This is a genomic window from Chryseobacterium herbae, from assembly GCF_025154075.1.
GTDB classification, from domain to species: Bacteria; Bacteroidota; Bacteroidia; order Flavobacteriales; family Weeksellaceae; genus Chryseobacterium; species Chryseobacterium herbae.
Genome location: NZ_JAOAMU010000001.1, coordinates 1,040,680 through 1,053,020 on the forward strand (window position 1 = coordinate 1,040,680; position 12,341 = coordinate 1,053,020).

13 protein-coding genes are annotated in these 12,341 nt (G+C 39.3%); 5 read left to right on the top strand and 8 right to left on the bottom strand.

Going from position 1 to position 12,341, the window contains the following annotated elements:
- The first annotated feature begins 7 nt into the window (after positions 1-7).
- Positions 8-658 carry a response regulator transcription factor gene (locus tag N0B48_RS04415; RefSeq protein ID WP_223607056.1) on the top strand — a complete coding sequence of 217 codons (651 nt, stop codon included), beginning with the start codon at positions 8-10 and terminating at the stop codon, positions 656-658.
- A gap of 333 nt (positions 659-991) precedes the next feature.
- On the opposite strand, the gene N0B48_RS04420 is transcribed toward N0B48_RS04415, so the two are convergent.
- The 6 genes from N0B48_RS04420 to N0B48_RS04445 all read right to left on the bottom strand — a co-directional run bounded on the left by N0B48_RS04420 (position 992) and on the right by N0B48_RS04445 (position 6,445).
- Entirely contained in the window at positions 992-2,503 is a 1,512-nt protein-coding gene (locus tag N0B48_RS04420; protein WP_259837030.1) for a carboxypeptidase-like regulatory domain-containing protein, read from the bottom strand.
- Positions 2,504-2,514: 11 nt separating this feature from the next.
- A complete protein-coding gene (locus N0B48_RS04425; protein WP_259837031.1) occupies positions 2,515-3,879 on the bottom strand; it encodes a CsgG/HfaB family protein in 1,365 nt (454 codons plus the stop codon).
- Positions 3,880-3,904: 25 nt separating this feature from the next.
- Positions 3,905-4,315 carry a curli production assembly/transport component CsgF gene (locus N0B48_RS04430; RefSeq protein ID WP_259837032.1) on the bottom strand — a complete coding sequence of 137 codons (411 nt, stop codon included), beginning with the start codon at positions 4,313-4,315 and terminating at the stop codon, positions 3,905-3,907.
- A gap of 11 nt (positions 4,316-4,326) precedes the next feature.
- The gene (locus tag N0B48_RS04435; protein ID WP_259837033.1) at positions 4,327-5,058 is read right to left on the bottom strand and encodes a CsgE family curli-type amyloid fiber assembly protein; all 732 of its coding nucleotides are present in this window, start codon (positions 5,056-5,058) and stop codon (positions 4,327-4,329) included.
- Between the two features lie 10 nt (positions 5,059-5,068).
- Positions 5,069-5,467, bottom strand: a complete 399-nt coding sequence (locus tag N0B48_RS04440; protein WP_259837034.1) for a hypothetical protein — start codon at positions 5,465-5,467, stop codon at positions 5,069-5,071.
- A 159-nt stretch (positions 5,468-5,626) separates the two neighbouring features.
- The gene (locus N0B48_RS04445) at positions 5,627-6,445 is read right to left on the bottom strand and encodes a hypothetical protein (protein WP_259837035.1); all 819 of its coding nucleotides are present in this window, start codon (positions 6,443-6,445) and stop codon (positions 5,627-5,629) included.
- 351 nt (positions 6,446-6,796) lie between these two features.
- On the opposite strand from N0B48_RS04445, the gene N0B48_RS04450 reads away from it, so the two are divergent.
- Genes N0B48_RS04450 through N0B48_RS04465 form a run of 4 tightly spaced genes read left to right on the top strand, consistent with a single transcriptional unit; the run spans position 6,797 to position 10,057 of the window.
- Entirely contained in the window at positions 6,797-7,426 is a 630-nt protein-coding gene (locus tag N0B48_RS04450; RefSeq protein ID WP_259837036.1) for an NUDIX hydrolase, read from the top strand.
- A gap of 27 nt (positions 7,427-7,453) precedes the next feature.
- Entirely contained in the window at positions 7,454-8,260 is an 807-nt protein-coding gene (locus N0B48_RS04455; RefSeq protein ID WP_259837038.1) for a lysophospholipid acyltransferase family protein, read from the top strand.
- 15 nt (positions 8,261-8,275) lie between these two features.
- A complete protein-coding gene (locus N0B48_RS04460; RefSeq protein ID WP_259837040.1) occupies positions 8,276-8,713 on the top strand; it encodes a hypothetical protein in 438 nt (145 codons plus the stop codon).
- 6 nt (positions 8,714-8,719) lie between these two features.
- The gene (locus N0B48_RS04465) at positions 8,720-10,057 is read left to right on the top strand and encodes a UDP-N-acetylmuramate--L-alanine ligase (RefSeq protein ID WP_259837041.1); all 1,338 of its coding nucleotides are present in this window, start codon (positions 8,720-8,722) and stop codon (positions 10,055-10,057) included.
- 380 nt (positions 10,058-10,437) lie between these two features.
- Here N0B48_RS04465 and N0B48_RS04470 read toward each other — a convergent pair whose 3' ends face one another.
- Both N0B48_RS04470 and N0B48_RS04475 read right to left on the bottom strand, forming a co-directional pair.
- Positions 10,438-11,496 carry an NAD(P)H-dependent flavin oxidoreductase gene (locus N0B48_RS04470; RefSeq protein ID WP_259837042.1) on the bottom strand — a complete coding sequence of 353 codons (1,059 nt, stop codon included), beginning with the start codon at positions 11,494-11,496 and terminating at the stop codon, positions 10,438-10,440.
- 115 nt (positions 11,497-11,611) lie between these two features.
- On the bottom strand, positions 11,612-12,319 hold the full coding sequence (locus tag N0B48_RS04475; RefSeq protein WP_259837043.1) for a DNA alkylation repair protein: 708 nt from the start codon (positions 12,317-12,319) through the stop codon (positions 11,612-11,614).
- Positions 12,320-12,341 lie beyond the last annotated feature (22 nt).

Sequence of the window (12,341 nt, forward strand, 5' to 3'; positions counted from 1 at the left end):
ACTAACCATGATGAAACCGAGATTAACCATTTTTGATGAGCCGCTACTGTATACAGAAGGTTTATCAAAACTGCTCTCACAGAGCAAAATTTTTAACACGATTGACATTTGTAATTCTTATGAACCCTTATTTAAACAATTAAAAGATGATCCCCCTGAAATTCTGGTTATAAGCTCCAATATGCTGATGCTGACAGATATTTTCAGACTCGTAGAAGACATTACCTCAAAAGACAAAAACATCAAGATTATTGTCATAGGCAATAGTTATGATATGATTGACATCCGGAAGCTTTTTAACAAAGGTATAAAGAGCTATCTTGACAAAAACAGCAGATATGACGAATTCCTGAAATCCATAAACGCCCTGCTTTTGAATGAGATCTACATCTGTGACAACGCCAAAGAAAGAATGATCAACTTTATTAGCAGCGAGGAAGGAAAACCAAATCCTCATATCAAAGAACCTTTAACGCGCAGAGAAATGGAGATCCTTAAACTGATATGCGACGGCTTTAGCAGCAAAGATATTTCTGAAAAACTCTTTATAAGCATCAATACCGTCGAAACCCACCGCAAAAGGATTCTCCTTAAATTAAACGCAAAAAATTCCGTAGGAATCGTAAAATATGCCTTAGAAAACCACATTATTGATTGATGAAACCAATTTCGTTTAACCTCCAAAAAAAATCCAAACCTTCGGTTTGGATTTTTTTTGGAGGTTAAACGGAGCCAGTGGTGAATTTTGCTTCGCAAATCAATTGTCAATATAGAGAAAAAGTTTAAGTTCTACATTTCAGATATTAGTGCTGGTGGCTTCGGGAACCTCAGCCACCAGATACTTGCCCTTCATTCAATATTTCTGATCATATCAAGCTTAACACTATTAAAGTATGATTTTTAATTACTCTCAACAGGTAACCGTCAACCAGCAACTCTATTACTCTAAAACCCTAAAACTCTCCGACTCTCAAACTCACCCCCCGCATTCCTACTCATAATCCGGCATTTCCCCGTTGCTGAAAAGAGAGGCTCTCGAAAGATCGGTCATTGTACTGTTGAGATCAATAACCATTACATTTTTCTGAGAGATATTATCATTGGAAGTATTCATATAGATAATCTGGGCATTATTTGGGGAAAATCTTGGGTCAAGATCGTTTGTTCCCAGTGGTTTTTCGCTTTCCTCAGAAATATCGTAGATTGTATCCGTAGTTATATTATAGATGAAAATATGGGAGTCAAGCTGGCGGTAGTTGCCGCTTCCGTCCAGGTATCCTGACAGATCTCTTGTGTATACGAGCATTTGTCCATCTACAGAGAAATTAAGGCCGCCTGAAGCTCCTGCCGATCCCGTTAGAATAGTTTTTAAAACACTTCCCATCATATCAATAATGCAGATCTTCGTATTGTAGCCGTTAAAATCATTCGTTTTTAAGGCAATTCTGCTGCCGTCATAGCTCCAGTCACATTCGGAGATCATGCTGCCATCCGGAGTTGTGTATACCAGTGTCAGGCCGCTTCCGTCTTTATTGATTCTGTATAATTTATTGAAATTAGAATAGAGGATTTCCTGGCCGTTGGTACTCCATGCAAAATCCATTTCATAATTATTAAAACCGGCTGCCGGTACGGTGGTTACTTTAAAAGGATTGGATCCGTCAGGGTTCACCGTGTAGATGTGGGTACTTCCACCTTCGGTCCGCAGAAATGCAATCAGTCCTGCATTGTTATTTTTTCGCGGTCTCCAGCTGTTGTAGGACGAGCTGGTCAACTGAAAGCTGTTTCCTTGTCCGTCCGTAGACATGATCACAAAATTACCGTTCTGTTTCTGTACATAATGGTAACGGTTGGCCGGAACTGTATTGGTGGTAAATTTACTGATGGAACTTAAAACTGGCGGGTGAATGCCGTCCGAAACAGACACCTGCCAGAAGTAACTAACACCAAACTTCAAATTGGAAAGCGAATAATGTTTCGCCGCCAAATCATTAACCTGAATCACATGAGTATCGAGGTTATTTTTAATTGTTAAACTATATTTTAAAACATCAGCCGTATCAGGATCTGTAGCAGTCCACGTCAGTTCGACATTTAAAGGCTGGTTCACCGCATTGTCTACCGGACTTAGCAGCTGCGGTGCTGATGGAGGAGAATTAAGTGATTCATCATCGTCCATTTCAAAAACCACGGTGACTACCTGGTTTTGGTTTTGTATATTAACACCCTGAAAAGTGGTGATATAGCCGGATAATTCTGCTTTCACAGAATAATTTCCAAGCGGCATGGCAGCAATTTCGAATGTACCGTCTGTCCCGCTGAAAACCGTTTGCGTAGTGGGCGCTGTAAAAACTTTCACATTAGGAATAGGCACATTGGTACCTCTTTTTACAACTTTTCCTTTCAATGCTCCTGTCTGAGCCTGTTCCACAAGGTCTTCACCGCATGAAAACAGACAAAAAGTAAGGATGAATATGCTGAGTATTTTGATTAAAGTTTTCATAGTTCATGTTTTTATTTGTTTCCAAGGTAAAAATTGATTCCAAGTGCAAAACGAAGTGCCTGGTCTTTTCTTTTTCCGTTGACCAAACCTTCCCAGTTATCTTTAAAACCGATATCATACTGTGACGAAACCCGGATTGCGGTATTATTCCCGATCATGTATTCCAGTCCGCCGCCGACCTGGCCTTTGTACTGAGGTTTGTATTTTGAAAACATCGCTCCCGCTCCGCCGTAAACGTACGGACTGAATCTGTATTTAGGGAACAGAAGGAATTCCAGATTGAGCTCGGGAACGAAATAGCTTCTTTTAATAATAGTTTCATTTTCCAAAGTGAAGTACCCTGCGCTGGTTTCAATATTGAAATTGGGGCTTATAAAGTATTTTACCCCTAGCTTTCCGCCAACATTCATTTTAGGATTTACGTAGTCATCTTTGATTTTCTGAGCTTCTACATTCGCAAAAACGGACATTTTCTGTCTGTAATTCTCCGGAAACTTATTCCCGACCGTTCTTCCTACATTGTCTTCCTGTTCTTTATTGTAATCATTGATCAGAGCCTGATACCCCGTTAAATTCTCAGATGCTTTTCCCCATATCTTATCCCTGATCCCTTCAACGATTAAAGATCTTACTGCCTTTTCGATGGCTTCGGTTACAGCAAGCTGTACGGGCTCATTTTGAGTAAGACCAACCTCAGCTTCCAAAAGTCTTTCGGTATCGATATATCTGAAAAAACTTCCGTTGACGCTGGTGGATAAGATGGTTTTGGAAATATAAACGGTTTTAAGAATTTCACCGTTCAGAGTAGATACGGCACGCAGATAAATAGTAATTCTATCCTGGCGATATTGTGTAGAAGCGCCTATTCCGAAGTATCTCGCTCCGAGGCCTCCGGTCATGACATTGCTATCGTAAGAGATCACGCCACCTTCGAGAAGAATTCCCGCATAAAGAAGAGGAGGAAGCGATTGGCTATTTTTATCAGCATCTTTATTGTATTCCTGTCTGGTGGACCGGATGATCTGTCTTTCGTTTAAAAGATTGGCGATATTTTCTCTTTCAATCGGGATAAACCACCGGCTGTCTTCCAATGCTTTGATCAGAATAGTGGTGGTTCCTTGCGGAACAGCCGTACTCCAGTTGTTGCCGTTTTCTGACGGTTTATACTGGCCGGTCTGGTCTCTGAATTTGTATACGCCAATGACGATTTTTTCTTTGGGAAGCGGAAGATTTTTCAATTCCGCAGTAGAAGGAGTAAGCTCTCCCATGGTGGATCTTTCAGGATCGGAAGGAAGACCAAGTATCGAACTGCAGGCCTGCATTAAGCACAGCAGGAACGTACAGAAAAAAATTCTGGTGTAAGTGTAAGTTCTCATGGTAAGTCTGGTTTTTAGTTATTTTTTATTTTGGAATGACGATCTCGGACTGATCGCCTGAACTGGTATCCAAAATATTGATCAAAAGTCCCTGGGCTGTAGTTGTAATCTGCAGATAAAGCGAGCCGAAAAGATAATTTCCGGGCTTCAGGCTGCCCTCCCCGAACTGATCTTCAAACAATTTCCTGGACAGCTCACTCAGGATCTGCCTGTTGAGGCTCTGGCTGAAACTGTCTAAAGAATTGACGTTATCGAGCAAACTGCTGTAATCATCTTTTTCGTCAAATTGATTTTGGGCATTTGCTGAACTTAAAAGCCACTGATAGTTAAACGTATCTCCTCCGAATGCCGGATTGATGGGCTTATAAACGAGCTGCTGAGATTTTCCGGAGAAAATACCCGCAATAAAGGTCAAAATAATGATAAAAGTTTTCATGGCGGACGTTTTTAGTAGATAAATTCATTTTTAATGAGGTTTTTCTTGGCATTAAATTCTTTGATATATTTTAAGCTGGCTGCCAGCTGTTCTTTCAGATAGTCTTCGCTTGGATTGGTCATAAAGCTGTAAATCACTTTGTCATCGATCTGGATGTTGATCTGACCGCTGGTCCCGCGGAGAGGAAGTTCGGAAATAGTCACTGCACCGTTGCTTTTATCAGGAATCTGACTGTACTGGATGTAGAAAAGATCATAAAAGTCTTTCCCGACCTTTGTTTTGGTTTCGTCAATAGTGAGTCCTTTCAGTTCAAAGACGGCATCTTCTTCTACTTTGGCTGTTTTCTTTTTAAACAGATCAGTATTAATTTCAAGACTGTCTTTCGCGATCAGTTTCTGGGTTTCTTCATCTTTTACGTAGAGGAAAGCTTTCAGAGCATCTTTCGGTTCAAGATTAACATTGATCTCAGATAAAACTTTTACTTCATTGGGATTGATTGAAAATTTACCACTTTGCTGGTTATTGGAGAGATTGCCGGCATTTCCTTTTTTTATAGAAACCAACAGATAGTTCAGTTCTTTATACACTGAGGTATTATTGGCCACAACAGCTTTGAGATTAATCTGATTTTCCAGGATGCTTTTTTCAATCCTTGCGTTCACTTTTTTATCTTCCTGCCCATCAACCGTTGCAGACAGGAAGATAAATAAAGTGCACAGATTTAAGGAATATAAAAATTTCATCACGTGTGTTTTAATAATTTCTCATGAAAATGGTTTTGTTGTCACCTTTTACACTGATCTGCATTCCGTCTGAGATGCTGTTGCTTCCGGTAATATCAATAATATTGTTATTTCCCTGAGCGGTAACGGCAGTTTTGGTTTCCTGATCCGTAAATGAATTAATGAAAAAAAGTGTATTGAAGTCTCCCAGTTGCTGAATGGCAATATTGGTTTTCGCATTAAGAGAAAGTTCAGCGCTATTGTTATCTCCTATCTGGATAACGCTGGAGCCATAAAGCCCCTGTTCTGTCTGCTGTCTTGCCATAAGATCAAGAACCGTACTGCTGTTGAGCTTGTCCCAGTCTACCTGCTGAGCTTGCACACAAAGCACTGTGAAAAGTGTAAAGGCACCCCACCCGAGTTTCAACATGGTCTTAATTTTTAATAAAGGTACATGAATAGAGGATTTGGAAAAACACACCCAGCAGGTACAAATATAAAATCACGGTTTCCGGGTATGTCTATCGTTTTAAGCTTAAAAAGGAGAAAACCGCAGCCTCTCCTTTTATGCTTGATTACAGTACATGAACTAGTTGGATTGGTTAACGATCATTGAGTTTCCGTTACCCATCTGAGTTCCTACGTGAATGTGAGAATCTCCACTTTGAGCTACCCAGGTAAAGTTATTGTTACCCATCTGAACATCAATCGCTGTGTTGGAATCTCCTAATTGAAGTTGGTATAATTGGTTACTGTTTCCAATCTGAACACCCATAGCGGTATTGTCATCACCTACCTGAACTGAAGCAGCAATATTGTTGTTACCGCCTTGATCGTGTGTGGCACTGTTATCATTACCATCCTGATATTGCACTAAAAGGTTATTGTTACCTACCTGAAGGCCGTTAGCGTCGTTTCTTCTTCCAAGCTGAATCTGATAAGCATCGTTTCCGTTTCCTAACTGAATAGCAGAAGCATCATTTCTTCTTCCATCCTGATATTGTACGACTGCATTTCCTATTCCCAGCTGTAAAGAAGAGGTTGCATTTCTTCTTCCGATCTGAGTCTGTTCTGTGGAGTTTAATGCTCCCAACTGCCAGGTTGTTGCAGAGTTTCTGTTTCCTGTTTGGCTTACATCATTGGTATTACCGATACCAGCTTGGTCTACGTCAATGGAGTTTCTGTTTCCAATACTTTCAGCAGTATTAATATTCAGAATACCTACCTGATCGATATCTGCCGTATTACGGTTTCCATTCTGTGTTAAAGAGTTGATGTTTAAAAGCCCTGTCTGGTCTACAGTAGCAACGTTCAAGTTTCCAATCTGAGCAGTAAGATCAATGTTTGATTGTGCGAAGCTGAAACTCATGGCCATTAGTGTAAATACACCTGTAATAAAGTTTTTCATTTTTGGTAAAATTAATTGGTTAATAGTATGACAAAGGTATAGGCTAAAGCTAAGCGAGAAACCACTGCTAAAGTGTAAATTTTAAAAATCACTGTTTACCGTTCCCTATGTAACTGTTTACCTTTTTCTCTGTGTAACGTGTTTCAGTTACGTGAAAATACGGTAATCTATCACCGTGTTTTCCACATGAATATATAAAATAACTCTAATTTTATAGATTAAAAAAAACACTCATTTTATCAACCTTTTACATTTTAAATTTTTGAATTTTTAAATCTTTTAATCTCTCCCAATGGTTAATTAATGTTAACGCCTATTCTTTTCTTCAGTATATATTGCTAAATTTGAGCTATGGAAAGTTTTGGAAAAGATTTATTGAGGAAAATTACAAATGTAGAACTGCCGGGAGTGCACGCTCACGGGGTATTTTCACCACCTTCCCGCCCTGTATTTACGTATGATGAAATACTGGCGAAAAATCCAAAATTTGCAGCAGTAAATATTGTTCTGTATCTGAAAGACAATGAATGGTATTTCCCTCTGATCCAGAGAACCATCAACGAACATGACAGACACAGCGGGCAGATCTCCCTTCCCGGCGGCAAGCGTGAGGAAATGGACAGAGACTTTGCTGAAACCGCAGTCCGTGAAACTTCCGAAGAAATAGGCATAGAAAAACATTATATCAGAGTGATCCGGGAAATGTCTCCGATCTATGTTCCACCGAGTAATTTTTACGTTTATCCCTATATTTCGTATACTAAAAAGAATCCGCTTTTCGTTCTTCAGCAGAGCGAGGCGGTAGAAACTATAGAATTCCCTATCACTTCTTTTCTAAGCCTCCCGGATAATCCGGAAATGATGGCGCTTCCCGGTGCTGCCGGACATGAAGTTCCGGTCATCAATTTCAACGGATATATTATCTGGGGCGCTACAGCAATGATATTGAGCGAGTTTAGCCAGTTGCTGAAAAAAATGTAACTTTGCACGATAGTGTTTAATTGAGAGATGGCGAAGAAAAATATTTTCACCGATGCATTCGGAACACCTTATTTTTTAAAAAGGTTAATCATTTTTATTTTAGGAATTGTATCCTACAGAAGGTTCAACGGCTTTAATAAACTGAAGATAACCGGTACGGAACACCTTGTAGATCTTCCGGATTCCAACGTGCTTTTTGTATGTAACCATCAAACCTACTTTGCAGACGTAGCAGCAATGTATCACGCATTCTGTGCTGTAAACAACGGTTATCTGGATACGATTAAAAACCCGATCTACCTGCTCAACCCCAAGATTGATTTTTACTATGTAGCAGCAGAAGAAACCATGAACAAAGGGATTCTTCCGAAGATCTTTAAGATCGCCGGTGCTGTAACGGTAAAAAGAACCTGGAGAGCAGAGGGTAAAAACGTCAACAGAATGGTAGATCTTACCGAAGTTGATAATATTATGAAAGCTCTGGACAACGGCTGGGTAGCTACTTTCCCTCAGGGTACTACATCTGCTTTTGCACAGGGACGAAGAGGAACGGCCAAACTGGTTAAAAGTCAGCGTCCGATCGTGATCCCTATCAAGATCAACGGTTTCAGAAGAGCATTTGACAAGAAAGGCCTCCGGGTAAAGGTAACAGGCGTAAAACCTACCATGGAATTCAAAGCACCTCTGGACATCGATTACGACAATGAAAAAGCGCCTGAAATTTTATTGAAGATCATGACTGCCATTGAACAGACAGAGGACTTCAATGTACTGCACAATTATGATGAAGAACTTAAGGCTAAAAAATTAGAACAAAAAGATTCAAATCATTAAAGTAAGTAAAAAATTATGAACAAAATATTAGGGATCTTATTCGCGGTCATAGTATTAGTTTCGTGTAACAGTCAGAAAGTATATTCGGATTTTGACATCAGCTATTCCAAAAGCGGAGGCTTTGCTCCTGCGTATGAAAATCTGCTGATCAAAGGCAACAATGCCCATTATTCTTTTGAAGGTCAGGGAAAAAAGTACAAACAGGATTTCAAAATTTCAGATGAAGATCTGAAGAAACTGGATCAGGTGCTTTCCCAGAATAATTTCAGAAGAATACAGGAAGACAGAAAAAAACTGTATGATAATGTAAGCATTTCCATCAACATCAAGAAGGGCCTGAATGAAGGCAGCAAGACGGATGCAAGTATGATCATGCCGAACTTTACGACGAACTGGAACAATATCCTGAACGCTTTCCAGGAGATCATTAATAACAACGTAAAAAAACAGTAAATACAATTGAAAACCCATTTCATTGCCATCGGCGGAAGCGCCATGCATAATCTTGCCATTGCGTTAAAAGACAAAGGATATCAGGTGACAGGTTCGGATGATGCTATTTTTGAACCTTCAAGATCCAGACTTGATCATAAAGGAATTTTGCCTCAGGAAATGGGCTGGTTCCCGGAAAAGATCACGGCGGATATTGATGCGGTTATTCTTGGAATGCATGCCCATCAGGACAATCCTGAGCTGGCAAGAGCGAAAGAGCTGGGTTTAAAAATTTATTCATATCCTGAATTTCTTTACGAACAGTCTAAAAACAAAACAAGAGTCGTAATCGCCGGATCACACGGGAAAACAACGATTACTTCAATGATCCTTCACGTCCTGAATTTCCACCAGAAAGACGTAGATTTTATGGTGGGTGCACAGCTGGAAGGTTTTGACTGTATGGTAAAACTGACCCCGGACAACGACTTTATGGTGCTAGAAGGTGATGAATACCTTTCCTCTCCTATCGATCTGCGTTCAAAGTTTCTTCTGTACCAGCCCAATATTGCTTTAATGAGCGGTATTGCATGGGATCATATCAATGTATTTAAAACGTTTGACGATTATATTGAACAGTTCAGAAAATTCGTGGCGAGTATTACTGCCGGCGGTGTTCTGGTTTATAATGAAGAAGATGCAGAAGTCGTAAAAGTAGTGGAAGCCGCTGAAAACTATTTCAGAAAAATTCCTTACAAAACGCCTGAATATGAGATCAGCAACGGAAAAGTCTATTTAAAAACTGAAATGGGTGATGTTCCTCTTTCTGTTTTCGGAGCCCATAACCTTCTGAATATGGAAGGGGCAAGACATATCTGCCGCCAGCTGGGAATCATGGATGAAGATTTCTACGAGGCTATTATGAGCTTTAAAGGAGCTTCAAAACGTCTTGAAAAAGTAGAAAGAGAAGATAAGGGAACTTTATATAAAGATTTTGCCCACGCACCGAGCAAAGTAAAGGCAACGGTAAAGGCATTTCAGGAGCAGTTTAAAAAGGAAAAGAAATATGGTTTCCTTGAACTGCATACCTATTCCAGCTTAAATCCGGTTTTCCTTGAACAGTACGACCACGCAATGGATGGTCTGGAGGAAGCGGTAGTTTTCTATTCCGAAGATGCTTTAAAGATCAAAAGAATGGAACCTATTTCTCCGGAATTCATTAAAGAAAAATTCAAAAATGACAGACTGAGAGTATTCACCAATGCTGAAGATCTTCATGCTTACTGGGAAACTCTGGACAAAACAGACGGTGTTTTCCTGATGATGAGCTCGGGTAACTTCGGAGGTTTGGATCTGAGTAAGTAATGTGACGATGAGTTGATTTGATCATTTGATGGTGAATGAACGTTATTGAATTTCTATATAAATAAAAATCCTTTCATGCAGATGAAGGGATTTCATTTTTTACAACGCGTATGTCTACAAATTTCACGCAAATTAATTGATGATGCAGATTTTTACTTTTCTTAATCTTTTCTATCCGTATCTATCTGCGAGAGAAAAAATAAAACCATTAAGATTCCTGCTAAGTTTTTAAGAATATTAAGTTTTAGCTTCGCTATAAGACGTACAACTTAAAGAAATCATTTGATTTTTTCTAAACTAACCTTACATCCTTCACTCATCTTAATGTTTAAATAAAGCATGAATACAGTAGTCATTTTCTTTCAGTAAAATCATTACTTTTATTTTTCAGCACTTTGAATCAACACTTTCAAAATTTCTTCAGTAGAAAGATCACTAAAATCATGAATAGACTGCCCTGCCCAGATACCTACAAAATCCGAATTATGTAAAGTTTTTGAAACCCTGCGCAATTCATTCGTCAGTTTATTCTGATAGGGATATGGCATAATGTAGTCAGAATTTTCGAGGTTTTCGATGAACTTATTTTTGATACCTCTCGCGTACCGGCCTGAAAAACTTCTGGTTAAAATAATATCTTTTTCTGTGGCATTTTTAAGCCTTTCTTTTTCAAACGGCTGCAATCCGCTTTCTTCTGATGCCAGCAGGACACTTCCTACCTGGAAACCCTGTGCTCCGAGCTCTTTAGCGGCTCTTAAAGTCTTTCCGTTATAAATTCCTCCTGCATAGATCAAAGGGACTTTTACATGATCATAAACCTCAGAAAACAGGGACATTCCTCCAATCATCGGGATATGCTCAGCATCGAAAGTTCCTCTGTGCCCTCCAGCTTCAATTCCTTGCACGCAGATCATATCAATTCCCGATTTCTCAAGAATTAAAGCTTCTTCCACCGAAGTACAGGTGCCGATGAGAACCACTCCGTTTTCTTTCAGCTTCTGTATGCTTTGATCATCCAAATTTCCAAAAGTAAAACTTACTATTTTACAGCCTTCCCCAATAATGGCATCAATCTGTTCATGATATCCGTTTACTTTAATATCTTCAAGATCCGGAAGTGTAACCTCAATGTTATTTTCCTTCGCCAGCTGTGTAATGAACTGTTTTGCTTTACTAAATTTCTCCTTCAGACTGTCCGTAATTTCTGGGATATTGTGTACAAAAATATTGGCAGCAAAAGATTGATCGGTCAGTTTTTTTGTTTGCCTGATGAGTTCAACCGATTTTTCGGGTGAAAGATCAGCCAAGGCTAACGACCCAAGAACTCCGGCTTTTGCAGCTGCAGCAGTCATCTGTGGCGTACTGACTCCAAACATCGGAGCCTGAATGACAGGATATTTTATATTGAATCTGTTGCTGATGGTATCTGGCCAAAACATAAGAATTATTTTATTTAAAATTTACGAAAAACTCATGAAACCCTTCTTTAAATGAGTATGATATCGGTCAAGTATTTTTACCTTTTTTACAAAAATCAATACAAAAACGGAAAGCTTATCTTATCATTTTTCGGAGTTCTCTATAATGCTTTTTTGTTTCCGGATCAAGCTTTTCTATAGCATAAGAAAATGTAGCAGCGGGCATTGTTTCCGCATATTGATCGAGGAAACTTAACAATCTTTTCGGATTTTTCTTTCCGGCCTCCCTGATCCAGCTGCCGACTGCTTTGCTGACCAATTCATGCGGATCGTGAACAAGAATTTCAGCGATCTTAAAGGTATCTTCGAAATCATTTTTTCTGATAAAGGCATGCGTACTTACAATCGCTGTTCTTCGCTCCCACGGATTTTCAGATTCAGCCAGTTGGTACAGAATATCTCTTGGCTTGTCCATCAGGTATTCACCAATAATATTCTTTGCTGCACGGTCTACGAAATCCCAGTTGTTCAAACGGTCGTGGCGATTTAAATACAAGTCAAAAAGATCTTTTTTACTTTCTTCAGACGTTTTTTTATTCCCAGCCTGAAAATCCATGATGCTTACTCCCCCCATTCTGACTTCATAAAAATCACTGTCCAGAAGTGTATTGATTTCTTCCAGTGGCATTGAAGAAAACTCTTTTGCCGTCGTGAAAACATCACCGAATTTAACTCCGAAATGTTTTGTAACACCGTCATCTCCTTTGAAAAACTTTTCAACCTTATCAATTTCTTTTTCATTTCTGAATGTCGATAGTTTTTCTATGAATTGAGCTGCCGTCATGGTTTTTATTTAAAATTAAAAA